General features: G+C 43.7%; 32 protein-coding genes and 2 tRNA genes. 5 read left to right on the forward strand and 29 right to left on the reverse strand.

Annotated elements, in window-relative coordinates; all coding sequences use genetic code 11:
• Window positions 1-19 precede the first annotated feature (19 nt).
• Window positions 20-586, reverse strand: coding sequence for an RNA polymerase sigma factor (locus PHE24_03780; protein MDD4902234.1), 567 nt, complete (start codon window positions 584-586; stop codon window positions 20-22).
• Window positions 587-1,360: 774 nt separating this feature from the next.
• Between PHE24_03780 and PHE24_03785 the strand changes: the two genes are divergently transcribed.
• Complete coding sequence (locus PHE24_03785) at window positions 1,361-1,606, forward strand: hypothetical protein (protein ID MDD4902235.1); 246 nt, start codon at window positions 1,361-1,363, stop codon at window positions 1,604-1,606.
• Window positions 1,607-1,776: 170 nt separating this feature from the next.
• Here the strand turns inward: PHE24_03785 and PHE24_03790 are convergent, their stop codons facing one another.
• On the reverse strand, window positions 1,777-2,058 hold the full coding sequence (locus PHE24_03790; protein ID MDD4902236.1) for an HU family DNA-binding protein: 282 nt from the start codon (window positions 2,056-2,058) through the stop codon (window positions 1,777-1,779).
• Between the two features lie 480 nt (window positions 2,059-2,538).
• Between PHE24_03790 and PHE24_03795 the strand changes: the two genes are divergently transcribed.
• The 3 genes from PHE24_03795 (at window position 2,539) to PHE24_03805 (ending at window position 3,912) form a co-directional block, all read left to right on the forward strand.
• Complete coding sequence (locus tag PHE24_03795) at window positions 2,539-3,105, forward strand: hypothetical protein (GenBank protein ID MDD4902237.1); 567 nt, start codon at window positions 2,539-2,541, stop codon at window positions 3,103-3,105.
• A 154-nt stretch (window positions 3,106-3,259) separates the two neighbouring features.
• A complete protein-coding gene (locus PHE24_03800) occupies window positions 3,260-3,718 on the forward strand; it encodes a hypothetical protein (protein MDD4902238.1) in 459 nt (152 codons plus the stop codon).
• A 62-nt stretch (window positions 3,719-3,780) separates the two neighbouring features.
• Entirely contained in the window at window positions 3,781-3,912 is a 132-nt protein-coding gene (locus PHE24_03805) for a hypothetical protein (protein ID MDD4902239.1), read from the forward strand.
• 122 nt (window positions 3,913-4,034) lie between these two features.
• On the opposite strand, the gene PHE24_03810 is transcribed toward PHE24_03805, so the two are convergent.
• The 14 genes from PHE24_03810 to aspS all read right to left on the reverse strand — a co-directional run bounded on the left by PHE24_03810 (window position 4,035) and on the right by aspS (window position 16,680).
• Complete coding sequence (locus PHE24_03810; protein ID MDD4902240.1) at window positions 4,035-5,216, reverse strand: 3-deoxy-7-phosphoheptulonate synthase; 1,182 nt, start codon at window positions 5,214-5,216, stop codon at window positions 4,035-4,037.
• Between the two features lie 903 nt (window positions 5,217-6,119).
• Window positions 6,120-6,203: transfer RNA gene (locus tag PHE24_03815), tRNA-Tyr, on the reverse strand.
• Window positions 6,204-6,244: 41 nt separating this feature from the next.
• Complete coding sequence (locus tag PHE24_03820; GenBank protein MDD4902241.1) at window positions 6,245-6,595, reverse strand: four helix bundle protein; 351 nt, start codon at window positions 6,593-6,595, stop codon at window positions 6,245-6,247.
• Window positions 6,596-6,649: 54 nt separating this feature from the next.
• A tRNA-Thr gene (locus tag PHE24_03825) sits at window positions 6,650-6,722 on the reverse strand.
• 123 nt (window positions 6,723-6,845) lie between these two features.
• Window positions 6,846-7,385, reverse strand: a complete 540-nt coding sequence (locus PHE24_03830) for a hypothetical protein (protein MDD4902242.1) — start codon at window positions 7,383-7,385, stop codon at window positions 6,846-6,848.
• A 72-nt stretch (window positions 7,386-7,457) separates the two neighbouring features.
• On the reverse strand, window positions 7,458-8,261 hold the full coding sequence (locus PHE24_03835) for a hypothetical protein (GenBank protein MDD4902243.1): 804 nt from the start codon (window positions 8,259-8,261) through the stop codon (window positions 7,458-7,460).
• Window positions 8,262-8,368: 107 nt separating this feature from the next.
• Entirely contained in the window at window positions 8,369-9,151 is a 783-nt protein-coding gene (tpiA, locus tag PHE24_03840; GenBank protein ID MDD4902244.1) for a triose-phosphate isomerase, read from the reverse strand.
• 129 nt (window positions 9,152-9,280) lie between these two features.
• Window positions 9,281-10,276 (reverse strand): serine hydrolase, encoded by a 996-nt coding sequence (locus PHE24_03845; GenBank protein ID MDD4902245.1) that lies wholly within the window; start codon window positions 10,274-10,276, stop codon window positions 9,281-9,283.
• Window positions 10,273-10,671: a hypothetical protein gene (locus tag PHE24_03850; protein MDD4902246.1), complete on the reverse strand. Its 399-nt coding sequence runs from the start codon at window positions 10,669-10,671 to the stop codon at window positions 10,273-10,275. The genes PHE24_03845 and PHE24_03850 overlap by 4 nt, the downstream gene beginning before the upstream one ends.
• A gap of 18 nt (window positions 10,672-10,689) precedes the next feature.
• A complete protein-coding gene (scpB, locus tag PHE24_03855) occupies window positions 10,690-11,397 on the reverse strand; it encodes an SMC-Scp complex subunit ScpB (protein ID MDD4902247.1) in 708 nt (235 codons plus the stop codon).
• Window positions 11,398-11,507: 110 nt separating this feature from the next.
• Window positions 11,508-12,224 (reverse strand): segregation/condensation protein A, encoded by a 717-nt coding sequence (locus PHE24_03860; GenBank protein MDD4902248.1) that lies wholly within the window; start codon window positions 12,222-12,224, stop codon window positions 11,508-11,510.
• Window positions 12,225-12,616: 392 nt separating this feature from the next.
• Window positions 12,617-13,279, reverse strand: coding sequence for a YbaK/EbsC family protein (locus PHE24_03865; GenBank protein ID MDD4902249.1), 663 nt, complete (start codon window positions 13,277-13,279; stop codon window positions 12,617-12,619).
• Between the two features lie 211 nt (window positions 13,280-13,490).
• Window positions 13,491-14,447, reverse strand: a complete 957-nt coding sequence (locus PHE24_03870; protein ID MDD4902250.1) for a DUF5671 domain-containing protein — start codon at window positions 14,445-14,447, stop codon at window positions 13,491-13,493.
• Between the two features lie 451 nt (window positions 14,448-14,898).
• Window positions 14,899-16,680 carry an aspartate--tRNA ligase gene (gene aspS / locus PHE24_03875; protein MDD4902251.1) on the reverse strand — a complete coding sequence of 594 codons (1,782 nt, stop codon included), beginning with the start codon at window positions 16,678-16,680 and terminating at the stop codon, window positions 14,899-14,901.
• A gap of 675 nt (window positions 16,681-17,355) precedes the next feature.
• Here aspS and PHE24_03880 point away from each other — a divergent pair.
• Window positions 17,356-17,922: an adenylate kinase gene (locus PHE24_03880; protein ID MDD4902252.1), complete on the forward strand. Its 567-nt coding sequence runs from the start codon at window positions 17,356-17,358 to the stop codon at window positions 17,920-17,922.
• A gap of 18 nt (window positions 17,923-17,940) precedes the next feature.
• On the opposite strand, the gene recO is transcribed toward PHE24_03880, so the two are convergent.
• From recO to PHE24_03945, 13 genes are all read right to left on the reverse strand, one after another.
• On the reverse strand, window positions 17,941-18,468 hold the full coding sequence (recO, locus tag PHE24_03885; protein ID MDD4902253.1) for a DNA repair protein RecO: 528 nt from the start codon (window positions 18,466-18,468) through the stop codon (window positions 17,941-17,943).
• Window positions 18,469-18,541: 73 nt separating this feature from the next.
• Window positions 18,542-18,931 carry a RuvX/YqgF family protein gene (locus tag PHE24_03890; GenBank protein MDD4902254.1) on the reverse strand — a complete coding sequence of 130 codons (390 nt, stop codon included), beginning with the start codon at window positions 18,929-18,931 and terminating at the stop codon, window positions 18,542-18,544.
• A gap of 155 nt (window positions 18,932-19,086) precedes the next feature.
• Complete coding sequence (locus PHE24_03895; GenBank protein ID MDD4902255.1) at window positions 19,087-19,914, reverse strand: M24 family metallopeptidase; 828 nt, start codon at window positions 19,912-19,914, stop codon at window positions 19,087-19,089.
• A 185-nt stretch (window positions 19,915-20,099) separates the two neighbouring features.
• Window positions 20,100-20,744: a nucleoside monophosphate kinase gene (locus PHE24_03900; GenBank protein MDD4902256.1), complete on the reverse strand. Its 645-nt coding sequence runs from the start codon at window positions 20,742-20,744 to the stop codon at window positions 20,100-20,102.
• 139 nt (window positions 20,745-20,883) lie between these two features.
• Window positions 20,884-21,276 (reverse strand): hypothetical protein, encoded by a 393-nt coding sequence (locus PHE24_03905; protein MDD4902257.1) that lies wholly within the window; start codon window positions 21,274-21,276, stop codon window positions 20,884-20,886.
• A gap of 3 nt (window positions 21,277-21,279) precedes the next feature.
• Window positions 21,280-21,573 (reverse strand): hypothetical protein, encoded by a 294-nt coding sequence (locus PHE24_03910; protein ID MDD4902258.1) that lies wholly within the window; start codon window positions 21,571-21,573, stop codon window positions 21,280-21,282.
• Window positions 21,574-21,712: 139 nt separating this feature from the next.
• Window positions 21,713-22,972 (reverse strand): preprotein translocase subunit SecY, encoded by a 1,260-nt coding sequence (gene secY / locus PHE24_03915; protein ID MDD4902259.1) that lies wholly within the window; start codon window positions 22,970-22,972, stop codon window positions 21,713-21,715.
• Window positions 22,973-23,063: 91 nt separating this feature from the next.
• Window positions 23,064-23,480, reverse strand: a complete 417-nt coding sequence (rplO, locus tag PHE24_03920) for a 50S ribosomal protein L15 (GenBank protein ID MDD4902260.1) — start codon at window positions 23,478-23,480, stop codon at window positions 23,064-23,066.
• Between the two features lie 42 nt (window positions 23,481-23,522).
• Window positions 23,523-24,215: a 30S ribosomal protein S5 gene (gene rpsE, locus PHE24_03925; protein MDD4902261.1), complete on the reverse strand. Its 693-nt coding sequence runs from the start codon at window positions 24,213-24,215 to the stop codon at window positions 23,523-23,525.
• Window positions 24,216-24,304: 89 nt separating this feature from the next.
• The gene (gene rplR / locus PHE24_03930) at window positions 24,305-24,661 is read right to left on the reverse strand and encodes a 50S ribosomal protein L18 (GenBank protein MDD4902262.1); all 357 of its coding nucleotides are present in this window, start codon (window positions 24,659-24,661) and stop codon (window positions 24,305-24,307) included.
• A gap of 33 nt (window positions 24,662-24,694) precedes the next feature.
• Window positions 24,695-25,240, reverse strand: coding sequence for a 50S ribosomal protein L6 (gene rplF / locus PHE24_03935; GenBank protein ID MDD4902263.1), 546 nt, complete (start codon window positions 25,238-25,240; stop codon window positions 24,695-24,697).
• A gap of 111 nt (window positions 25,241-25,351) precedes the next feature.
• Window positions 25,352-25,768 carry a 30S ribosomal protein S8 gene (rpsH, locus tag PHE24_03940; GenBank protein ID MDD4902264.1) on the reverse strand — a complete coding sequence of 139 codons (417 nt, stop codon included), beginning with the start codon at window positions 25,766-25,768 and terminating at the stop codon, window positions 25,352-25,354.
• Between the two features lie 125 nt (window positions 25,769-25,893).
• On the reverse strand, window positions 25,894-26,079 hold the full coding sequence (locus tag PHE24_03945; GenBank protein ID MDD4902265.1) for a type Z 30S ribosomal protein S14: 186 nt from the start codon (window positions 26,077-26,079) through the stop codon (window positions 25,894-25,896).
• Window positions 26,080-26,117 lie beyond the last annotated feature (38 nt).

The raw sequence follows: 26,117 nt of genomic DNA on the forward strand, positions 1-26,117 counted from the left end.
AAACCAATCATTGTGATGATCATTTTTTCTCTTCCAGCAGATCTTTCAAAGCCTGCAGGGCGCGAAAAGTCTGCACGCGCACCGAACCGGTTGTCTTGCCGGTTACTTCGGCTATTTCGGCAAAGGATAACTCATCCACAAAGCGCATTAAGATCATTTCCCGATATTCCTCTTTAAGTTTAGCCAAGCCGGCTTTGACCAAGCCCATATCGGATAAAACTTCCGCCTGCTGCTCCAAATTTTGCTTTTCGTCAGAAAGCATTCCTATCACGCCGTTTTCAAAGACATCCAGCCTGGCCTCGGTTTCCCGCAATTGCCGATAATGATCAATGATCAAATTTCTGGCTGTTTTATAGATAAAAGCCCGTAAAGACTTGCTTTCATCCAACCCCTGGCTTTGGGCGTAATTCCAAACCTTAAGAAAAACCGCCGAGGTCAAATCCTTGGCTTCTTCGGCATTGCTAATTTTAAAATAAGCAAAACGATAAATATCGTCCGCGTACAAATCATAAGCCTCGATAAAAGCATTTTTATCTTTTTTCTTGACTCGAAAAAACAATTTTTTGTCCTGTCGGTTCTTATTCATTTGCGTCAGATTACCGCCAATCTCGCGGTTGACAAAAGTAAAAAAATTAATCTGCTAAACAAAAAATCAAGTGCTTACCGCACCTTTTAATTGTTGATAAATTTATTATGAGCATAACACAAAAAATGATTAAAAATCAATAGAGAAATCCGCTCCTGACCGATAAAAAAATATTGGCACGAATAAACTGTTAAATAAAAAATCAATTTCAACTGATTGATAATTAGATCAAATATAAAATGCGGCTTGCCTGAAAAAATACTTGTATTTTTTTTGCAATAGATATATAATTTATTTCACAAAATGACTTTAGTACATAATATCGTGGACAAAAAGTCATAAAAATAGATTTTTGTAAATATATTTTCCCGATAATTACCTCAAAATAGCAAAATGTATGATTTTTAGTCCACTTTATCGTAGACTTAAATCAAATATTAGTTTAATTTAAGCCTGATTAGTATACTTTAGTCCACTATATAGTGGACTAAAGTCATATATTTTTCATTTCCAGTCAAAAATATCCTTTATTTCATACCTATGTCTGATTTTTATCAAATACTAAAACGTGAGATCAAGCCTGGCGAAAACCAGCTCAATACCAAAACAAAGGACGAGGATTTTAATCTTGAAAATGACCCTGTGGATAACTCAATTTCGGAATCAAGAAATAAAATCAAATCTCAAACTCGCGCGGTAAAAAATAAAGTTAAATCCGCAAGAGCTAAGGCCGGGCGGACAATAAAAAACAAGCGCCTTAATAAAAACACAGGGTTGTTTTCACTAAAGGCGGCCAACCCGATCTGGCTGACAATGGCGGAAACCGCCAAGCTGGGCGGAGTGCAAAAACGCACCATCAAGCGAGCCTTAAGATCGGGGCACCTTAAATTTCGAATCGTTGAAGGCCGTTATCAGGTTGATCTGCGCTCAACGCTGGTATATTTTTTTTCCAGAAAAAAACTTTGGAACAAATTAATAGAATCGGGCATCGGGCAGTACGTGGAGAAATGGAGAAATTAGTTGATTAGTTAATTGGTTAATTAGTTGAAGTGATAAAAAAATAATGAACTTTATTTTTGCTACAACTAAGCGCCTTAATCAACTAAATGCCGATAATATTTTAAAAAGGATTGAATAAAAAAATACCCCGCGCTACGGCGGGATATTTTTATTGAGAACTAGAATCTTAATTACATCACGGCTTCCTTGGCAGCCTTGGCCAAGCGGAATTTAACCACAGTTTTGGCCGGGATCTTGATCGATTCACCCGTAGCAGGATTGCGGCCCATTCTCTCTTTGCGATTAACCTTCACCATCTTGCCGAAACCGGGAAGAACGAATTCGCCGTTCGTCTTAACTTCTTTGTAGGCCATTTCCACCACCGCATCCATCATGCCCACAACTTCGCTCTTCTTCAAGCCGGTTTTCTCGGCTAACGCAGACATGATCTGCGCCTTGGTCATTTTCGCCATAATAGTTGGTCATATTCATCGGGTTGCCCCATTTACCCCCGATAAATAAGATTTATTTTAATTAATTAAGATAACTGATTGATTTGTGTTAATTATATTTTTAATTTTTTCCATTCGAATATTTGGGATTCCGTCCGATATTCGGCTGGAAAGATTGATAAAATATAATTTAACTGACAAAATCAAGAAGTTATTAAAATTATAAAAGGGCTTTATGATTGATATTATACACCCCTTATTAAATAAATACAATAAAATCAAGGGTTATCTTAATCTTTTATTTTTTTTGTCAATGAACGGCAGAAAACGTGTTTTTTCTAATATTTAAATATTGCTATTATTAAAGAAAAAAATCCATTGATCTTAATTTTCTATTGACTTTACTTAGTATTGATGATTAAATGAATTGTTGCTCTTTGCACAATTTTTTTTCGAATTCATTGACTTTTCCACAACCCTCAACCCATAAAGGGAGGTTCTATGTTTTCACGATTCGTCCGTCTGGCTTCTGTCGTTTTCGTAACAGTCATTGCCGCCACCGCGTTTGTTTCCGGCCAGAGCGCCGCTCCTCAATCACCGGCATCTGCCAGGCCGGAAATCGCGCAGGCCACCGAACAACAGCCCGCGCCCGCGGCTGCTATCCCCGCGCCCGCCACAACTGGGACCGAGCAATCGGCCAAAGTTGCCACGGCACCGGCGAAAAAATCGATCACCGACGATGCCATTGTCGATTCCATTCTTGAGTCCCTAAAAAACATTAAATCCGGGGATTCAGTGGATTACGACGTAGTAACAATAACTATCAAGCATCAACGTCAGACGACAACCAAATCAGTCGACACTAAGCAGCTGATCGCGGCCACGGACTACGGGTTGATAGCCACGCAAAACATAGTCACCGTAAAAGAAGGGCAGGTGCGGATTATTTCCATTGGCAACGTCGCCGGACAACCGATTTTAAAAATCAAAACAAAAAATTCGGGCGGCAAACCGCAAATGAGCCAAATCTACATTGGCGCGCCAGTGAACACTTTGCCGAAAAATTAAAAAAATATCGGCAAAAAATACCAAAAATCGTGATTTTTTCGGAAATCACGATTTTTTAATTTCCACCATTGACATTTTTTATATAATATGGTAAAGTGAGCAAAACGTTCGCATATTCACAATTTTTTCTTTCACCTTTTCCAGAGGAGGAGTTATGAGCAACAAACTGCTCAGGCTTTCGTTGTTGGCAGCCGTGGTCATTTTCGTGGTTCCGGCACTGGCACAACGTCATTTCAATATGGGCATCGGCGACCAGAAAAATCAGACCAAAGACACTGCCGCGGTGTCTTTGCCCGCTCCCGCACCCGCCCCGGTCTGGGTCATCATTGACACTTCCGGACGGGTCTTATCGGAAAAGTTCGATACCATAGTTGTTCGAATTCAGGTAAGAAACGTCAAGCAGGCGATCCGCCCCCTTGATAAAAACAATCCCCAGGATAGCGCCGCTTACAATCAGGGATGCCGAGCCGCGCGGTTTGACGCGACCAGAACCGTAGTCGTCCAAACCTACATCAATAAAGACATCTACGGAAAATGGAGCAAAGTTCAAACCGGCCCCACCGTTTTAAGGGAAGACACAACCAATACCCCGATACCGCCGGCAAAATACTGATTTCAATCGTGTTATTCATGACAATTTCATTACCTTTTTTATTCAAACGAGAAAGGGTCGCCATGAAGAAAAGAGTTGCCGCTTCCGTTGTCGTAATTTTCATCATTGTCTGGATCTTCCTTCCCAAAATAAAAAAGGCTCACCGCAATCGCGAGGCGGTGAAGATTCAAAAAAGGGTTCGCCAGTTTCGCTAATCCCGCCAACTTCGGCAAAAACACTTATCCCCGCTTCACTTCGAAGCGGGATTTTTTTATTTTTTCAAAAATAAAGCCCGCTGTTTTCCAAACCAGCGGGCTGATAATTGTTAAACAATGATTTACCGCATCTTTTCGTAAGTCCAATCCAACACTTCTTCGGTTTCCGCGAAAGATAAGCATGAATCCGTTACGGAGATTTCCGGATCCATTTCGGAAAAACGCTGTCCTTGATGTTTTTGCGCTCCCCCTTTCAAATATGATTCAAGCATCCCGCCAATAATCGCCGAATTTCCATCACAACGCTGTTGAACGACTGCTTTCCAGACATCGATCTGCCTTTTATGCTCCTTGAGGGAATTTCCATGGCTGGCGTCAACGACTACTGCTGCCCGCAAACCTGCCTTCTTGTAGCACGCGATCGCCCGATCGATTTCTTCCGGATGATAATTGGTCCTGATCGCGCCGGAAAAGATATTCGCTGCCGCTTTGATTATCTGCTCGTCGACGTTTCCCTCGCGGAGTATTTTCTCCATCGCTTCGACTTCTCCGGCGCAATAATCGGATCTTTTGCCGCCGCGCAGGATAAGGAACGTATCAAGATTGCCGGTCGCGTGAATTTCCGCCACCCGGCCGTTCAAAGCCGGACCCGGAAAGGCGCGCCCGCTTTTAGCGATGTATTTTATCGCATTGACAGCCGAACCGATATCGCCGCTGGTGGCATTCTTGATGCCTACCGGCATTGACATTGCCGAAGCCATGCGCCGCAATGTCGTCGTTTCCGCGTTTCTGGCTCCCAGCCAGGCGGCCGAAAGCAAGTCGGAAAAATATTGTTCGCTGACCTGATCCAGCGCCTCCGCGGCGACCGGTAAGCCCAATTTTACTATTTTCCACAGCAGATGCCGGCTCTTTTCCATGCTCATCGCCAAATTGCACGTACCGTCGCCCGTCCAGTCGTTAGCCGCCCCTTCCCAGCCGGTTTCAGTCCGCGGTTTTTCAAAGCAGAGACGGATGACCACGAAAATCTTGCTCTGGTATCTGTCAGCCAGCTTAAGCAAGCGTCCGGCATACTCCAATACCGCTGCTTCATTATGGACCGAGCAAGGTCCGACAATCGCCAAAAATCGCGGGTCGCGGCCATCAAGGATATTCTTGATGGTTTCCCGAAACCCCAAAATTTGCCGGTCCAAATCCGGATTCAGCGGATACTTTTTCCTTATTGCTCGCGGCGACGGCAGGATTTTCACTTCTTTTGTCCGCAAACCGTCCGTCGGGCTCCTGAAAATCGAGACGAATCTGTTCATTAGTCCTCCCATAGTTGGAAAATAATGAGTAAACTTCAGTTTAACAATTTTTTTGTCAAAGAGCAAAAACAAACCGGCCTTCGCTTGAGGCGAAAGCCGGTTATTATATCAATTTACTGATTACTTCTTACTGATGATTGACACAATTAAAACCCAGCTTCGCCGTCGAGGTAAAGTAAAAGCTCCAGCTGGTTTTAATTATTAATTTTTCCATATTATTATATTATCTTATAACTAAAAAATTGTCAATTACCCCTTATAATTTTCCCAAATTTAAAGCCCTACGATAAATTGTAGGGCTGTGTTGTGTGCCAGGATAAATTTCTCCGGGGTCTCTTTAGGGCACGTAGACATGCCGGAGGGTGAACGATTTCTTCTTCGTCCCAGAATTCTTCTCGAACAACTGGGTCGAAGTCGCTTTTAGAAACCTTCCTAAGAACAACCAATGTCAGCGGCAGGGTGGAGCAAGAGATGCTCCTACAAGATGGTGTTTTCTGTCCAACCATTGGTTACCGAACAGGCAACCCATCTTATAATCATTAGATCGGTACTTCTTGCTGGTCCTCATTAGAGCTCGATTTGAGGGGCAATCCACCGTTCCTTCTTAATGATATTATCATAGTAGCACGGATACAAAAAAATGTCAATGCCTTAAAACTAAAATGGTCGATACTTTAATATTTATTATTTAAAATTAGCTAAAAATATTAATAATTTCCCAAGCTTTGTACCATTTATATTAAGGAATTACCCTCCCCAAACCCCTCGCGCTTGCCCGCCTCGGGCGGGTTCGAATCCTTCCCGGACAAAACAAAAAAGCCCGAAAGGGCTATTTTATTTTTCCCGCCTTCGCTCGTCTTGGTGGGCATTGCCCACCGAAGCCGAGCTACGGCGAGGCGAAGGTGGGCCGGGAAGGATTCGGACCTTCGAAGGCGTAAAGCCAGCAGATTTACAGTCTGCCCCAGTTGACCGCTTTGGTACCGACCCAGGTATTAACAATTAACTATTAACATTTTACAATTAACTAATTAAGATAGCAATGATTTTTTAAAACCTCCAAGTTGTCTTGATATTGATTCGCATCTGTTTATCATTATTTGAAAAATTTCACTGTTTATCAAATTTGTTTTAAACATCGCATCAAGACAAGCAGCCACTTCATTCGCCGAACCCAATGATTTTTCCAAATATCTCGCGAATTCCTTATCTGACTTTACCGCGGATCCTTCGGCAATATTTAAAATAATTGAGAGACCGGCTCTCCTTGCCTGATCCTTAATAACAGAATCGCTCAATCGATCAAGGATGCTCAATAGAGAAATATAAAATTTTACAGCATCTTTATAGACAGAAAAATCAAAAAATCGATAAGTTCTCATAACCCTCCTTAATGAGTTAATTGTTAACTGTTAAAGGTTAACTGTCATTACCTGAGCCGTTGTCGGGAATCGGACCCGAGACCCCCTCCTTACCATGGAGGTGCTCTACCAGCTGAGCTACAACGGCCTTCTCAATTTTCGAAGTACGATTTTCTATTTTCGTTTTTTTCCAAGCCTCTTACTAAAAATGCCGCCGAAAAGCGGCCAAAAATCTATTGATTTTTACTATACGTCCTCATTAACAAAAAGGTTAGAAATCGAACTCTCCCTTCACTCTGTCTTTCTCATTTCTTTCAACTGTATCCTGATATCTTTTTATTGCTATTTCAGCGGTTGTAACCCATCCGCTTTGACTTGCGATATGGCTAAATCCGTATTTCTCCATTTCATTAGCCGCAAGTTGTAACATTTTTAATTCATTAGTAATATTAGGGTTTTTTTGCAGAGTGCCGATCTTACTAAAATCCGGCTTAAAAGAAGCTATATTACCATCACTGTCGAAAAAATAAAACTTATTATTGTTTTCCCAAAAATGCCCTTTAGCATTCTCTAGGCTTTTAGATTCTCCTTTATTAAGGGTATCTTTGGGGCAGGCAATCTCTTTGTGCAGTCTTATCCAGGCCGCGACATTAGGGACCCATTCGCCTTCGTGTTCTTTTTCTAAATTTTCCGCCTGTTCAGGAGTAACGCCTGTAATGGCATAATCAGCTCCGCCTTTGATTAATTCCGCCGCCGCCTCTCTTCTGGTTTTATCCAAATCTTCACCTAACATGTTAGGTTCTTTTTCCATAAATTTATTAACTTTTCTGCCAAACGGGAATTAATCCTGATTTAGCGAAAGTTATTTAATTGATGTCATTAATCACTCCAGTTGATCGATTTGTCCCTTAAATTCCGCTAATTTGCCGTTTTCCGGATTAACTGCGGTTAATTTATCAAAGGCGTCCAGAGCGGCGATTTTATCTCTATTCATTATACTTATTTCCAAAAGCGAGTCAAGATAACGCGGGTTGTTCGGCGCTAATTTGGCCGCCATTTTGATGGTCTCCAAGGAACTCGCTGCTTCGCCCGTATCGCGATAAATGGCCGCCAGGTCATAATAAATTTCCGCTTGCTGGTCCGACTCTTCGTTGCCCAAAAGTTTCAAAACATGGACAAAAGCCTGTTTCCCTTCTTCGTATTTTTTATTGGCCGCGTAAAGATTGCCCAAGACGATGAAAGCTTCCGCGGACCTGGGTTCCAATTCGATTATCTTGATCAAATTAGCCTCTTTATCGGCAAAATTTTCCCGGTCATCCAGAGCGGAATTTTTGGCGAGCAGCCCATCGATCATCGTCTGTTTGTCTTCGGGAGGAAGAGCGGACGGACGGCTGTAATTCTTTTTGGCCTCCTGCAATTTACGCTGGATGAATTTGAATAGCGCGCCGATCCCGCCGCCGAGAAAGCTAAAAAACTTACCCAGACGAACCTTCCATTTGGCCATGCTTTTTTGCATCCGGCCGGTAATAATCTGCTCTTTGAAACGCGCTTCCTTTTCCGCCGGCATATTTTCCACGTCAATATTGGCCAGGGCCGGAAATTTCCGCACGATGACGACAATAATAATGAAGAGACTGAGGCAAATTAGAATTAGAGGGATGATATTATACATGAAATCATAGAGCATGGAACATAGAGCATGGAACAGGCATTTAAAATTTGTTCTTTGCTCTTTGTTCTTTGCTCTGCAGGTAAAAATTCCATCTATTAAATTACTGGATAACAATTTTCAACCTAAATCCCCCGGCAAATCTTGTAAAATTCTTCCGCATCCAAACTGGCGCCGCCCACCAAAAGTCCGTCCATATTTTCCAAATTACTGAATGATTTGACATTCTTGCCGGTAACACTGCCGCCATAGACGATCTGGAAACCTTTTTCCACCGCCTGCATCCCGAACATATCATCCAGGGCCAAACGGATGATCTTGTGGGCATAGGTGGCCTCGGAAGGCTCAATGGCCGTGCCTGAACCGATCGCCCAAACCGGTTCATAAGCGACAATGATCCGCTGGCTGGCCGAAATATCGATCCCGCCCAAAGCCTGCTGCAATTGATTCAAGAGCACGAAATCGCGCCGGTCGGTTTTGCGGTCTTCGTTTTCTTCGCCGATGCAAACCACCGGCACCAGCTTTTCGGTATTCAAAACCTCGCGGACCTTCTGGTGGATCATCGCGTAATTTTCCAAGAGATATTTTCTCCGCTCCGAATGGCCGATGACCACGTATTGGCAGCCGGTCTCGATCAGCATCTGCGGCGAAACCTCGCCGGTATAGGAGCCGCGATCTTCCCAAAAAACGTTTTGCGCGCCCAATTTCAAATTGCTTTTCTTGATCACTTTGTCCACTTCGGTCAAGGCTACTAAAGTCGGGCAGACCACTACTTCTTTACCATCCTCCTTGAAATCTTGAAATTTTTCCACCATTTCTTTGGCCAGCGCCACGCTCTCCGCCAAGCCCTTTTTCATTTTCCAGTTGCCAATAATTATTTTACCGGCCTTTTTTTCCTGTTTAGACATAAATAAATGAAATTAGAAATTAGAAATTAGAAATTGCCAAGGCGTCAAATTTCCAATTTCAAATTTCAAATTTCTGGTTAAGCCTCTTTGATATTATATAATAAAATTATCCTAAAGTCTAATGATCATTTATTGCCAACTATAATTATCATACGCCCATTTCACCAATTTTTTAGTTTCCGCGAAACGATCTTCATCGGAATTAGTCCCCATCACCACGGAAATTATTTTATGGCCGGCTTGATCGGCGAATTCTCCCACAAAACAATAACCGGCGTCTTCAGTATGGCCGGTCTTGCCGCCGATGATATTGATGCCATCAATCGGAAAAACCGAAAGCAGCGCGTCGGTTGATTGCACTTTGACGTCTCGCCCGCCCGCGGTGGAAAATTCGTAAGTAGCTTCGATAGTGGTATCGCGGATCATCTGTTTAGCCAAACATCTCTTGGCCAAAATCAAAACTTCCTTAGCCGTGGAAACATTGCCATTGCTCAAGCCGGAAATATCTTCAAATTTAGTGTTAGTCAGGCCAAAATCATGCGCCTGCCGGTTCATTTTGTCCACGAATTCCGGTTCGCTAAAACCGGCCGACTTGACCATGGCTACGGCCGCCGTATTATCCGAACCGACTAAAGTCAAATAAAAAAGATCTTTGACCTTGACCTGGTCGCCGGGGTAAATATAGCTTCTGCCGCCAACGCGCACATCTTCTTTCTGTAATTCATAAATTTTCTCCCAATCCGGATTAGTCTCCAAAAAAACTAAAGCAGTCATTAATTTAGTAATGCTGGCGATCGGCCTAATGACGCTCGACTGGTCATCCCATAAAACCGTATTACTGTCTCGGTCAATAGCAATGCTGGAAGAAGCGTTAATTTCGAGGTCAATGCTATCAACAACCTTCTTGGGTGTAATAATTTTAACCTGATTCGGCGGCAAATTATTCTCCGGAAAAAAAGAAACATAAGTCTGTTCGGGGAGAGACGATATTTGCTCCATCGCGCCCAAAACAGCGCCAAAGCGGGGAAAATCTGAAACACCCGCCAGGCGGTTATCGCCGATGGCGGGAAAGATATTGGCTAACAATGAAGTCACGATAAAACCGATGGCGGCCGGAATTGTCATAATCGAGTTAAGGTTATGGGTTTAATTTTTTTAATTTCATCTTTCCAAAGTTCGTCTCTATAATATTCTCCAATTTTAACAGGATCGGCTTTTTCCAAATATTGATTATTTCGCCGCCGAAAAAAGACTGAGCCGGCTTTGTTGAGGAAAAAATTCACCAACATCAAGTCGGTTGGCGGCGGCGTCATTGTGCCATAAAATCTTTCATAGGCTTTTTTAGTTCGTTCGCCAGTCATCTCGGCGATTTGCAATATATTAAACTGCTCATCGCTCATATGCTTAGGCGCGGTTTTCCAGTTTTTCCATTCCTCATAGTCGTTTCCCCAAATCGATTCCAAATCATCCGCTGACTCATGTTCGGCAACGGCGCTTTCGGCCTCATGCTCAATAGGCATAAATTTTAGATTAATTATTTACGCAGCTTTGTTGTTTTCCTCGCCACTTTCTTCGTCATCCTCATCGTCCTCATCATCTTCATCCTCAAATTCTTCTTCCTCCTCGGCGACATTTTCCTCCGGCGCGGCCGAAGAATCACTGGACAAATCAAGCGCCGGCTGGTTGGCGCCAAACTTTTCGGCCAGCGGATTGTCTTCGAGAATCCTATCAATAGTATCATCTTTGCTTAATTTGTCATAGTCAGGCAATTCCTTGACATCATTTAAGCCCAGGAAGCGCAAAAAATCAAATGTCACCGTGTAATAACTTTCGTCTTTTTTTCTATCCTCCTTGACATCAACCAAACCTCTGATCAATAAATTACGTAATATTAGCGAACAATTAATACCACGAATCCGGTCCAGATCAGTCTTGGAAACCGGCCCGCGATAAGCGATGATCGTCAAAGTTTCCAAGCTGGGCCTGGTTAATTCCCCGGTTGTTTCATCTTTGACAAATTCTTGGATCAGCGCGGCGTTTTCCGGCGAAGTTACCATTTGGAAGCTGGAACCGTTCTTGATGATCTGGGTGCCGGCATTTTTTTCCTTATACTCCACAATTAATTTTTCCCCTGCCGTTTCAACTTCCTTAACCTCGCCTTTGATCAGATCCGCCAATTCTCTAGCCGACATCGGCCGCCCGGAAACAAATAATAATGACTCAATTTTAGATTCTAGATTGTTCATAAAATTATGCGCTTCAAAATATTAACCCAATTGCCAAATTGTTAAATTGTTACATTGTTACGCAACGCAATAATTTCCTTCGTAGCGCAACAATGTAGCAATGAAACAATTCAATTTATTTCTTTACGGCTAATTAATATTTCCGCAAACAGCTCCTCTTGTTCTACGGAAATAGTTTTTTGCTTCATCAATTCCAAAACGGCCAAGAAACTGACGATCACCTCGGTTTTCGACTCGGCTTTGGCCAAAAAATCCCGGAAACTTAAATTTATTCTGGCTAAAAGCGCATCACAGATTCCCTGAATCTTTTCTTCGATATTAACCTTGACTTGAATGGTCTCTTCTTCTAATTTAACTATTTTTTTATTGACCAGAAATTCCCTGAAAGCCGCGGCTAATTGTTCTTTGGCCAATTTCTTGGGCGGGGCGAAAAATTTATCTTCGGCGCCGATCATTTTCCATAATTTTCGCTCGGCGGGGGCGAACATAAAACGCTTTTCTTTCAATCGGCTTTCTATTTTTTTCATCGCTTCCAGAAATTCGCGATACATCTTCAACTGGCGTTCCAGATCGTCCTCGTCAACTTCCTCGGCCGGAAAAAGATAAGGCAAAAGGGCGCGGGATTTGAGATAGAGCAATTTGGCGGCCACCACTAAAAAATCCGCCATGGAATCCGGATCAATCTCGCTGGTTGTCCTGATGAATTCCACGTATTGATCGGCGATCTTAGCCAGCGATATTTCGGCAATATCCATCTTTTCCGCCTCAATTATCTTTAATAATAAGGAAAGCGGACCTTCAAATTTTTCCAGTTTTACGTTTATCATTTCGAAAAACTTGGTTATATAATGCGAATACCACGAATTATACGCGAATACCACGAACTATTTAACGAATTTCTGACGATAATTCGTTCTGCCTATTTGTAGTATTCGCGAAGAATTCGCAGTATTCGCATCATGTTAGTATTTTATCAGAAAAAACCTATCCCCGAAAGCCCATTTATCCACCGAATTGTCTCGCTTTTTAAAACTAAATACAATACGTTCGTGTCGAATTTTGTTCGTAGTATTCGCGTATAATTCGTAGTATTCGCATTATGTACCCAAATCGGGCAAAAAAATAACGCCCGCTAACGAAAATCCGCTTTGACCCTTGCGGGCAAAAGCGGATCCTCCTCGTCCGGGCGAATTCCGCCCGCGATAATATACTGCCTATATTATTTCTTCTTTTTCTTCGAAGCCTTTTTCTTGGACTTCTTGGCAGCCTTTTTTTTCTTGGCCATTTTTTTATTCGCGCCAGGCTTCATCTTAATTGGTGAAGATGGGCGTGTATTAGTTAACTTCACTTTTTTATTAATGCCGAAACTGGCTAAAACCGCGTTTTCCAGGCGGAGAAAATCCTTAACACTCAATTCTATCGAATGATTGAAGCTTCCCGAAGAAAATACCGCTTTTTTCAATCCGGCCAGCTTTTTTTCCGCTAAGATCGGCAATTTATGAAACCCTCCAAACGCTGTAACCCCTTGATCTTTAAGTTTTAAGATTTCCTTCATTACCTTTTCCGAAGGGATTTGAACGGTTTTTACTTTAACCCCGGCTTCTTTTTCAATCGCCTGCTTGATCTTGGCAAAATCCAAATTTTGGTTAGCCGGCAGGCAAACGATATAATAATAATTGTCCGCCTTGACCAAAAGCGACTTGACGATCTCATCCATTTTTCTTTTCAAAGTATTGGCAACGTCGATCGCCGTGTAAACTGTTTTGTGCTCTAAAACTTTCGGACTGATTCCTCCGGCTTCCAAATACTTGATCAGCGCGGTCGGCATTTTTTTTCCTTTGTCCTCCGTAGCTTTGGCGGAGAAGGATTCTGACTTGCTCATAATCACATTATAGCACGTTTATTTTTTTTGGGAAGAGATTTTTCCATTTTTCCCCTTTCGTCGTATTACACATCATACCACAGAAAAAAATTTTTGCAAAGAATTTTCGCGGAAATTGGAAAATTTGAAATTAAAATAATTGATTGATCAAAAAATCTTCCGCTCAAGGCGGAAGATTTTTTAAATTCCAATTTTCAAATTTTCCAATTTTCTAATTTCCCTTTACCGGCGTAATAAATATTTGCCGCTTCAAACACTGATAACCGGCATCATGCGCGGATGAATTCGCGCCAACGCTGGCTGGATAAGTCATGCCGAGATTTTTATCTCTACCAATGTTAGAAGTCCTAAAATTAGCGCAAATTTCATAGGTGGTCGTACCCGTAACATTATAAACAAAGGCCTGGCCGGTCTGGCTGTCTTTTAATAGATCGGCGGTCAAATAAGCGCAATCAGCTTGCATCGCGGCAAAGTTGGGCGGAAGTTTTGTCTTTTCCCGATAATATTGATCAGCGCAAGAATCGATCGTGTAAAAATTATTGATCACCTGCTCGTCTAATCTTCTGTTCCGCGCTTCGCCCGGCGTGGCGGCGACAAAGAATGAAGCGACGAAAACTATCACGGTTACGGCCAGTGTGGCGATAAAAAATATTTTTAAGGTTTTATCCTTAACGTTTTCCACAACCGCGCGCCGGATATCATAAAGATAGAATCCGAACACTGCCGCAGCAATTACCAGGACAGAAATTGTTTTCAAAATAAATTTCATCGTCACTTCGCCATTTAAAAAATTATTGACAAAAGCGATCAGCCAGCCGATAAAGATGCAGAAAGAAACAAAAAGTATCAAATAAGTCAGCCAGCGGCGGATGCCCGAATCTTTTTTCAATTCTCCTTTAAATAAACTTCGTTGAATCAGCCAGCTGATCCCATAAAAAATCGGGGTAGAGACCAGCAAAGCCGAGATCGCGAATTTCAAAGCATTTTCATCATAGCTTCCCGAATAAGCGACGATCACATCAGCGATGTTCTTGTTGATGATCTGAAACAAGATTATGCCGAAAGAAACCGTCATAAACCCCAACGAAACCAGATGAATGAGATAAAAGAACACGAATTTGGCCGCATTGCTTTTGACCGGCGCGGCAGCCGCGGTGGATTGGTCCATAAAAATCAATTATTAATTATAAATGATAAATTATAAATGTCTTATTTTCTAGCTTAAATTATACTATTTATTGCCAGATAAAGCAAAAAGAGGCTGATTTCGCCTCTGTTTTCATCATTTTTAAAATTTACTAAAAACCGATACTGCGCCATTGGAAAATTTCGGATAAGACGCGCAGCGTATTTTTTGTCATCCTGAGCCCCTGGCGAAGGATCTATTTTGCAGAAACGCAGACTTGCTTCAATAAAAATTTTTGACGAAGAACCGCGTGCTTCTCGGACAATAGATCCTTCACTCCGCTACGCTCCGTTCAGGATGACAAAAGGAAAAAACGTTGCGCAACAATGTAACAACAAAACAATGCCGGGAATAGACCAACCCCGTCGCCGAACTCGGCACCCCTCCCCCACGCATCGCTATCGCTTTGCGGGGCGGACAAGAGGGGACTTTTTTATTTCTCGTCTATCTTTATATGAAGCTCTTTAAGCTGTTTCGGGTTGACTTCTGAGGGCGAGTCCATCATCACGTCGCGGCCGGCGCCGTCCTTGGGGAAGGCGTAGATGTCACGAATTGAGTCCAAATCGAAGAAAATCATCAGCAAGCGGTCAAGGCCAGGAGCGGCGCCAGCGTGCGGCGGAGCGCCATATTCAAACGCCCGAAGCATGGCGCCGAATTTGGCATCAACTTCCGCTCGCTTATAACCGGCGATTTCAAAAGCGCGATACATAATTTCCGGTTCGTGATTACGAACCGCACCAGAAGTAATTTCGTAACCATTAGCCACTAAATCGTATTGATAAGCCAGAATTTCCAGCGGATTTTTGGTATTCAAAGCTTCCAAACCGCCTTGGGGCATGGAAAAAGGATTATGACTAAAATCAATTCTCCCCTCTTCGATTTCCGAATATTCATACATCGGGAAGTCAACCACCCAGGCGAAGGCGACCTCTTGGGGATTTTTCAAGCCAAGCAAAGTTCCGCATTGGCTTCTGACCGCGCCTAAACTCGAGCAAACCGTGCGGAAATTATCAGCACCAAAAAAGATAATATCGCCTGTTTTAGCGCCAAGTTCCTCGATCAACCGCTTAGTCAACTCATCACCCAAAAACTTAATGATGGGCGAATTGGGACCTTCTGGCTTCATCTGAATGTAGGCCAACCCTTTGGCTTTTTTAGTTTTGGCCAATTCGGTCAGATCATCGATAATACTGCGGGTAAATTGATTGCCGCCATCAACTTTCAAAGCATGCACCACGCCGCCATCTTTAATGGCGTTGGCAAAAACCGAAAAACCGCAATCCTTGACCATTTCAGTTACCGGCTTGATCGGCAGATCAAAACGCAGATCTGGCTTGTCCGAACCATATTTGGTCAGCGCTTCCTGATAAGCGATCTGGGGGAATTTATCCCACTTGATCTTTTTATCAGTGAATTTTTTAGTCAGTTCGATCATCAACGGCTCGATCATCGCCCAAACGTCTTCCTGATTGACAAAACTCATTTCCATATCAATCTGATAAAAATCCCCCGGATGGCGGTCGTTACGGGGATCTTCGTCGCGAAAACAAGGCGCGATCTGAAAATAGCGGTCTAGCCCTGCTACCATCAATAATTGCTTGAATTGCTGGGGCGCCTGGGGCAGGGCGAAAAACTTTCCCGGATAAACGCGGGACGGGACAAGATAATCACGCGCGCCTTCGGGCGAAGAATTGGCCAAAATCGGCGTCTGCACTTCGATAAAATCATTTTTATGAAAATATTCGCGGATCGCGGTAATGACCTCATCGCGCTTTTTCATGATGTTCTGCAATTTTTCCCGGCGCAGATCAAGAAAACGATATTTCAAACGGATCTGTTCGTTGGCCTGGCTTTCTTTTTCTTCCTCAAGCTCGAAAGGCAAAGCTTTGGACTTGCTTAAAATTTTCAACTCGGCAACTTCAATTTCAATTTCGCCGGTGGCCAACTTGGTATTAATCATCTCGGCCGGCCTCGCGGCTACTTTGCCTTTAATATTGATCACCCACTCGCTTCTTAATTGATCAGCGTTTTTCATTACCTCGGCGCTAGTGCCATGATCCAAATCAAATTTGATCTGCGTCACGCCATAGCGGTCGCGCAAATCGATAAAAATCACTCCGCCGTGGTCTCTACGGCGATAAACCCAGCCGGAAAGCTCGACGGCCTGGCCGATTTGTTCTTTTCTTAATTGTCCGCAGGTATGAGTTCGCAGCATAGTAAAATAGTTAATTAGTCAATTAGTCACTTAGTTGAAAAATAGATTGCCGCTGGTTTGCTCTTCAACTAAGTGACTAATTGACTAATTTCCTAATTAAATTTAAATATTTATCTTTAGTGTAATATCGCGCCGAAAAAATTTTAATAGTCAGTGTAAATTAAAAACCGCCCTTGCCAGATAAACACAAAAATCGTGTCGATCTTGCAAGGGCGTTTTAAGGAACTGCCGCTGGATGCTCTTTCGAGTATAAATTTTTAGATTTCGAGCAAATTTTGAAAAAAATTTTGAAGGTGATGTGGTTCATCAGCTGAAAAATTTTTTAAAAAATTTGCCGAAAGATAAAGATTTAGACCGAAAACGGCATTCAGCGGCAGTTCCTCCTACGCGGTGCCACCTCGCTTTTGTCTTATAACGCTCAAACGCGCTATTGGTTCGATAACGGGAACTCCCGGAGGGTTCTACTCCGTCAAAATAACGTTTCTTCCCCCGCTCGGCCGTGTTAGCGGCCTCATTGCTTTGTTATTTAATATAATAACAAAAATGCCGACATTTTGTCAATGTGTTGGCCGATAACTTATAGCCATATGTTTATTTAACAAAAATAGCATTATTGAATTTACTGAGATTTAATGGTATCATAAAAGCTTGTTTTATAGATAAGCTCCACAATCTATGAAAAAAATCATTTCGCTTTACGGCTTGCCGGCCTGCGGCAAGACAACGCAGGCGGAAAAATTGGCTAAAAAATACGGGCTATACCAATTCGGCATGGGCGACAGGATTCGCGCCGAAATTCAGGCTGGCACCGAGCTGGGCAAAAAAATCAAAATCATGCACGACTCCGGCGTTTTAATTCCCGACGATTTAATGATCCAAATAATTCAAAACTGCGGCGAGCAAGCCAAAAAAACCGGCATTGTTTTCGATGGTTTTCCGCGCATGATAAGTCAGGCGGAAATGCTTGATAAAATTTTGTCTCAAGCGGGAAAAAAAATTGAAAAATTTTTCTATCTGAAAATAAGCCGCGAGGAAGCCATAAACCGGATAAACAAACGTACCGCCCTTACCGGCCGAGTGGATGATAAAGACTTGGAAGCCGTGAATAACCGCTTTGGCGTCTTTCAGGAGCAATCAACCGGGCTAATCGATTACTATCAAAAACGAGGGGAATTAGTCGAAATCGACGGCGAAAAAAATATCGAGGAGGTGTTCCTCGAAATTTGCGCGCATTTAGAGTAATAAATATTAGATCTCCTTTTATTTTCTCCTTAACTCTTCAAATTCTTCTAAAGAGAACCCGAGAATGGCAGCAAACTTATTAGAAAAAATTTCAAATTGATTGACGACTTTAACACACCCCGCCTCGCCGGGCTCGGCACCCCTCTCAAGAGGGGATTTTTTTTCCAAGCCATCTAAAAAATCTTTGAGCAGATTGAAGATTTCTTCGTGACCGTCAATCTCCCCTTCGCGGGTCATTTTCTCAACTAGCGCCAGGGTCTGATTGGCAAGAGATACTTTTTCTAAATTTTCCTTGATATTGGGATAAAAATTTTCCCCGGTGGCCGTGCCGACATAATTAAGGTCTTTACCGGTTACAACCATTAGACGCGACAAGGTGAGCGGTTCGATGTGGCCGGAAAGTTTTGATTTTAATTTTTTGGCGCCGCGGGCGACCAATTCCAATTTTCCCCGGTCCTCGCTATAACAAACAATCCGGGAATCGTTTTCCCGGAAATCCTGACGGTTGAGTATAATAACTTTTGTATTAAATGTTGCTTCGTGCATAAAATCAAGATTAGAACAAAGAACATCGAACAAAGAGCAAAAACTTGCCAATCCTTGCTCTTTGCTCTATGTTTTATGCTCTATCTAAGTATTCTTGCAATAATAACATTGCCGCCACCTCATCGCGCGATGCTTTAAGATCCCCTCCCGGCAGGGCATCCGCGGCTTTGCTCGACAAGCGCTCATCGACCAAAACGATTTCTTTCTCCGGCAATTTATCTTTTATCTCTTCAATAAATTCCAAATACTCCGGTGCTATTCCGTCTTTAAGGCCGCGCATTTTGATCGGCTGGCCGATCACTAAAACATCGGCGTTTTCTTCAACCGCCGTTTCCACCAAGTCATGCACGCCGCTAACCGTCTTAAAAGGCGTAGCCATTCTGGTTTCGCTGTCGCCCAGCGCCAAACCGACGCGCTTCGCGCCCCAGTCCACCCCGAGGTAAATTTTTAACTCTAAGCTCATAAAACACGCTTGTCATCCTGAGCGCCGCGCGAAGGATCTATTAAGTAGGAAACACAAACTTTATCGACAAAAATTTCTAAAGAAAAAAATTGAATTTCTCGGATAATAGATCCTTCGTTATCCGCCAAGGCGGATTCCTCAGGATGACAAAAAAATTATTCGGTGATAACAATATTCCCCTTCTCCGTGATCGCCACGGTATGCTCGAAATGCGCCGAGAGCGAATTATCGGCCGTGACAATGGAAAAGCCATCCGGACCGCTTTTAGTGTCGGCGCGGCCCATATTCACCATCGGCTCGATGGCGATCACCATGCCCGGCCGCAATTCCGTGTCGCGGATGCCATAGGAAACAAATTCATAATTGAAAACTTCCGGCTCTTCATGAACCTGATGGCCGACGCCGTGTCCGACCAGATCGCGAACCACCGAGAAACCGGCTTTCTCCACAAAATTTTGCACGGCAATGCCCAGCTTGTTCAAAGTTCCGCCCGGCTTGGCTTCTTCAATGGCGATTTCCAAGGCTTTTTTGGTAACCTCGATCAATCTTTTGGCGTTCTTGCCGATCTTGCCGACCGGAACCGTTAAGGTCATGTCCGTGTAAAAACCGCCCAAGGCCGAATAACGGTTTTTGGCCTTAATTTTCTCGGCCGCGCGGCCTCCAACCGGATATTCCATGCCCAAATCCAGGCCAATAATATCGCCTTCTTTGAGTATGCGCCCCGGGATCGGCAGCCCGTGCACAATCTCGTTATTGATCGAGGCGCATAAGGCGGTCGGAAAAAACCGGCCGTTAGCCACTTCATAATTTTTAAACGAAGGCCGGCCGCCGGCGGAGTCGATTAATTCGCAGGCCAAATTTTCCAATTTTTCCGTGCTGACTCCGGGTTTGACTTCGGCGGCGATCCGGCGCAAAATTCGGGACAATATCTTGCCGCCGGCCCGAAGCACGATTATTTCATCTTTAGTCTTGATGGTAATCATTAATTTAAAAAAGTCTTTGCGATTTTAAGATACTTAATCGGGTAATTAGTTAATTAGTTACTTAGTTTAAAAATAGATAAGCTTCATTATTATCCGTGAACTTCGTTGCGATACAACTAAGTACCTAATTAACTAAGCGACTAATAACCCCTGCCATACTTTCAAATTTTAAAAATCCGTGAAGTTTAACGCCGCACTTTATCCAGATTGCTTAGGATATCTTTTTCAACTTTAGCGATATTCTGCTCGCCGTTTATCCGAAATAACATATTCCTCGAGGAAAAATAATTCAAAACCGGATCATTCTCGCGGTGAAAATTACGCAAGCGGCGGGAAATCGACTTTGGCTCATCGTCAGGACGGCGCTCAATTTTATGGCCGCAAGAATCGCAGACCCCCTTCTCGCGCGGAGGATTTACTCCAAGATGATAGGTCCGGCCGCAAGCGTAACAGACTCGGCGCTTGCCCAGGCGTTTTCTCGCTTCTTGCGCGCTGATATAGATATAAAAAACCAGCACATCTTTTTCTCCTTCATGAAATTCGCGCAAAATTTCTTCCAGGATGCGGATCTGTTTAAAGTGCCGGGGGAAACCGTCAAGAATAAAACCTTTTTTAGTGTCAGGCTGGCGCAGCCGTTTTTCCATCACTCCTCTCATTAACTCATCGGACACCAAACTCCCTTGATCCATTTTTTTCTTGATCGCTTTTCCGATCTTGGTTTTATTTTTTATTTCCAGGCGCAATAACTCGCCCCCGGAAATAGCCGGAATTTTCAACCGTTCGGCTAATTTATCGGTTTGCGTTCCCTTGCCCGACCCGGGAGGACCCATAAAAATTAATATCATCTTCTTCCTCTTTTTCATGTTCATTGCTTAAAAAATCATTAACTGATATTTATCAAATTAAGATTTAAAAATTATGCCGACGTAAAGTCGGCATCCCGAGCTTGCCTCGGGAAGAATTAATAAATTATCTGCCAAAACCCAAAGGTTTAGCTGGAGGTTTGATTCCCGGCGTACCAGCCGCCGAGGCATAATCGCTTTTCTTGGCGAAACCGGTCCTGGCCGAACCGTACCTCCCCTTGGCAAAACCGAGTTTGCTTCTAACTTTGCCAACCGCCGCCCGGCCGACTTCGCCTTCGGTGGTTCCGCCCACCAAAGAAACGCGGGAACGGCTCTCCACTTCGCCGCCGGCAAAAGCCGAGCGGGAAGTTCGATAACCGGTCACACCTTCTTCTCCGGAACGACGGGTGAGAAAAATATTTATTTTCTTTTTTTGCTCAGCCATTTTTTCGGCCTCAACTTTCTCCCGATAGGTCAGCGGCTTTCCCTCTTTGGCTATTTTTTTTGCCGGACTAAACATAGATTAACCGCTTAAATGCTCTAAAATTTTCATTACCAATTCCATATCCCAATGAGTCAAGCTCCGATCGCCTGTTCTGATCTTTTCCCAAATATGAAACCTGGCCGAATGATCCAATCCGCCTCGACGGATGACCTCTTCGTAAGGATCGAGAGCGTCAACGATCAGGTCGATATCATTCCTGATGTTTTTATATTCGGACTTAAAGGTGATCTCGGTTAACTTGTGCCTAAAACCGAGGTGGGGGTCATTAAGCCTGAAATCCGGGCCCGGACCAGGCAATCGGGCAGTATCCATAAAATTAAAACACTCAATTGACAATGCTAATTATCAATTGAAATATTATGACTTACTGTCTAATCATAGCACAAAATCACCCGACAAAAAAGCCCCCAAGGGGCTTTATACTAAATATTTTATACTTCATACCAATATCCTACATTCCTTCGTACTCCCGCATCGTCAACTGCGCTTCGATCTGTTTGACCATATCGATCACTACGGCGACCACGATCAAAATGCTGGTACCGCCGATCGCCAGTGAACCGATATTAGTGAAGGCTTTGATGATCAGGGGCAAGACGGCGATCAAGCCCAAAAATAAGGCGCCGACTAAAATTATCTTATAAGTCGTATTAGCCAGATATTCCTGCGTATGCAATCCCGGGCGAATCCCGGGGATAAAAGCCCCCTGCTTCTGTAAATTTTCGGCGATCCGGTCCGGATGGAAAATAACTTCGGTATAAAAATAGGTGAAAGCAAAAACCAAAACAAAATACATAATGCCGTAGATCAGCTGGTTGTTCCAAGCTTGAATGATCCATTCGGCAAAATTAGCAATCCATTCGGTCCGAGCCTTAACAAAAAATTGCGCGATCATTTGCGGGAAAAGGATCACGGAAATAGCGAAGATGATCGGGATGACGCCGCCCATATTAACGCGAAGCGGCAAATGAGTGGTGGTGCCGCCGAAAGTCCGGTTGCCGCGGATCTGGCGGGCATGCTGGACCGGAATATTTCGCTGGCCCTCGTTGATAATAACAATGCCGATGACGGTGATCACGGCCACAATCACAAAAGCTAAAATAGTGAAAAGTTTGGAAGGGTCGTAAACGCTGAAAGTCTGCATTACGCTTTGGGGCAAGTCGGCGACGATACCGGCAAAGATCATCATCGAGATGCCATTGCCGATCTTTTTCTCGCTGATCAACTCGCCAAGCCACATCAAAAAAATAGTGCCGGAAGAGGTTACCAGCATGATCGAAAGAATATCAAAAGCGCTGACATCTCCCAAATATTGCCGTAGCATGGCAACCATGCCATAAGATTGGAGCATGGCTAAAGGAACGGTCAGCCAGCGGGTCCACATCGTAATCTTCTGGCGGCCAACCTCGTCTTTCTGCATTTCTTCCAATGACGGGACGATCATGGCCAAAAGCTGGAAAATAATCGAGGAAGTGATATAAGGGCCAACGCCCATCAAAACTACGGAAAAATTGCTCATTCCTCCGCCGGAAAATAAATTCAAAAGTCCCAGGGCCTGGCTGGAAGAAAATAAATTTTGCATGGCAGCCACGTCAACGCCGGGAATCGGAATATGCGCGACAAAACGATAAATCGCCAATAAACCCAAAACAAAAAGAATATTGTTCCTCAAATCGCGGGCTTTCCAAATTTTCTCAACTTTATCCCACATAGATCATGGAGCATGAGAGCATAGAGCATAGAGCATGAAGTCGATTCAGAACTGCTCTTTGTTCTTTGCTCTATGTTCTAAATATCCAATACTACTTTTTAAGTCCAGCCGCAATCGATTGATTGAGCTTTATCGCTTTGTCGAATTCAATCTTCACTTCCAATTTCTCCTTACCTAAAACTTTCACGGGCTTTTGCGCGTCAGCAATCAAACCTTTGGCAAACAAAGTCGCCACCGAGACCGTCTCGCCGTCCTTGAAATTTTTATTGATTACCGCGACCTTAACCACTTGATTTTTCGGCGCGAGCGAGCGGAAGCCGCCGATCTTCGGCGTCTGTAAAATATGCGGGCGCATACCCAAGCGCTTTAAACCGGTCACGCCGGAACGGGAATTCTGGCCCTTCTGCCCCTTGCAACAATAAGTGCCGTGGCCGGAACCATTGCCCCTGCCCACGCGCTTGATCTTTTTCTGCCCCCTTTTAGCTTTAATATTATTAAGAGATAACATATTTGGAATATGGAATTTGGAATATGGAATTTCCCAAATTTTTTACTTTTTACTTATTACTTCTGCCTTCTTATTTTCAGTCTTATTATTATTTTCAACTCTCTTCAAGCTCTTCAAAGCTTCAATCGTGCAGGCCGCATTACTTAATTTGCTTTTGGAACCCAGGATCTTGGAAGTGATATTCTTGACTCCGGCCAATTCCAAAATAATTCTCACCACGCCGCCGGCGATAACGCCCTTGCCTTTGGCGGCCGGCTTGAACAGGATCTTGGCGGCGCAATACTTATTATACACCTGGTGCGGAATAGTATCATTAACCAAGGGTACGTCGATAATTTCTTTTCTGGCTTGATTGACCGCTTTCTTTACGGCCGCGGTAACGTCCGCGCCCTTGCCCACGCCGGTGCCGATCTTGCCCTTATGATCGCCGATCGCCACGCAAACGCGGAAACGCATTCTTTTGCCGCCGGCCATAACGCGCGTCACCCGGGCAATATCCAAAATTCTCTCGTCAAATTCGTCTCTTTTTTCCAATTTCAAGCCGCCCTTCTTAAAACCGAAGGTTTTTCGCGAGCCCTTTCCTTTTTCCACCGCAATCCCCTTGCCTGCCGGACCTTTTACTTCTAACGGTGCGGCCGGCCCGACGATTTCTTCAACCTCTTCAGGGACGATCGCTTCCGGTTCGATAGCAACCGCTTCCGGGACCTCTTCTATTTTCTTATCTTCTGTTATCATATAAATAATTTTGTTCTATGTTCCATGCTCTTTGCTCTTTTTAATTAAGATCATAGATCAAAGAGCAAAGATCAGTTTTATTTAAATTACTAAAACTTTAATCCTCCCGCTCTCGCCGCCTCGGCCGCCGCCTTGATCCGGCCGTGAAACTTATAAAAACTCTTATCAAAAACTACTTGGCTGATTTTCTTGGCGACGGCTTTCTTGGCCAAAAGTTTACCCAATTCAGCCGCCATCTCGATCTTGTTCAATTTTTTGATTTTAATTTCCCGGACTCCCGCACTAACCAAAGTTTTACCAGCTTCATCGTCGATCAACTGTAAAAACATGCCGCGATTGGAACGAAAAACCGAAAAACGCGGGCACTCCGCCGTGCCTTCGATCTTGGCGCGAATTCTCGCATGCCGTCTGATTCTCTTTGTTTGTCTCACTATCTGTCTATTCATAAATTTATTCTTACTTCTAACTTCTTACTTCAATTATTCGCTCTTTACTGCCGCCTTGCCTTCCTTTCTCCTGATCACTTCATCGACATATTTAATCCCCTTACCCTTGTAAGGTTCGGGTTTTTTGATATTTCTGATCTGATTGGCGATCTCCCCCAGCAATTCCTTGTCCGCGCTGCTCACCGTAATGACATTTTCCTCGACTTTTGCGTCAATCGCGGCCGGCAATTCGAAAACGACCGGATGGGAATAACCGACTTCAAAAGTTAATTTTTTGCCCGAGCCTTGAACCTTGAAACCAACGCCGTTGATTTCCAATTTTTTCTCGAAGCCGTCTTTGACGCCAATCACCATATTTCTGATCAAATTCCAATACAGGCCCCAGAGCGCATTTTCTCTTTTATTTTTAGGGTTAATGATACTGACGTAAATTTCGCCATTCTCCGCTTTTACGGCAATCTGCGGAATCAATTTTCTTTTCAGTTCGCCCTTCGGGCCTTTCACGGTCACTAAATCGCCTTCAATCTTCACTTGAACGTCAGCCGGGATCTTAATTGGTAATTTTCCTAAACGGGACATACATTTATTTTAATCCCCTCTCGGGAGGGGTGCCGCGATTGAAATGAGCGGCGGGGTGGGTTTTCAGAAATTGGGGATTAAACCACTATTTAAATAATTATTCTTCAATTCTTAATAGATTTCGCAAAGCACTTCTCCGCCGATCTTCTGTTTCTTGGCTTCTTTGGCGGTCATCAAGCCCCGGGAGGTGGAAACAATAGCCGTGCCCATGCCGTTCAAAACCACCGGCATCTTATCTTTGCCGGCATAAACGCGCAAACCCGGTTTGCTGACCCGCTGAATCGAGCTGATCGCCGGACGGCCGCTTTTCTTATATTTCAAAACTATCTTCAATTCCTTGAAGGCTCCATCAGCTTTGGCTTTGGCGTTTTCGGCGCCAAGAATCTCGAACTTCTGAATCCAGTTCTCGCTTTCCAGTATCTTAGCGATCTCTTGCTTGATCTTGCTCGACGGCAAAGAGAGCTCGCTAATTCCGGCAGCGGCCGCGTTCCTGATTCTTGTTAGCATATCTCCTATTGGATCGGTCATATGTGTTTGAAAAAAATGATTCTGTTATTGTTCTTTGCTCTTTGCTCTCTGTTCTTTCGAAAAAACAACCGAACAAAGATCAAAGAACAAAGAGCAGTTATAAATATATTATGTATTTTACCCGCCTACCACGAGGCTCTTTTTATTCCCGGCAATTCTCCCTTTTCAGCCAACTCGCGAAAGCAAATGCGGCACAATTCAAAATCACGCATATAGCCGTGATTGCGGCCGCAGCGCCAGCACCGTCTGATCTTCCGGGTGGAAAATTTCGGTTTTCTTTTCGCTTTGACTATTAATGCTGTTCGAGCCATATCCTTGAATTTAATCCCCTCTTGGGAGGGGTGCCGCG

This window comes from Patescibacteria group bacterium, from assembly GCA_028707065.1.
GTDB lineage: Bacteria > Patescibacteriota > Patescibacteriia > Patescibacteriales > WJLG01 > JAQTUZ01.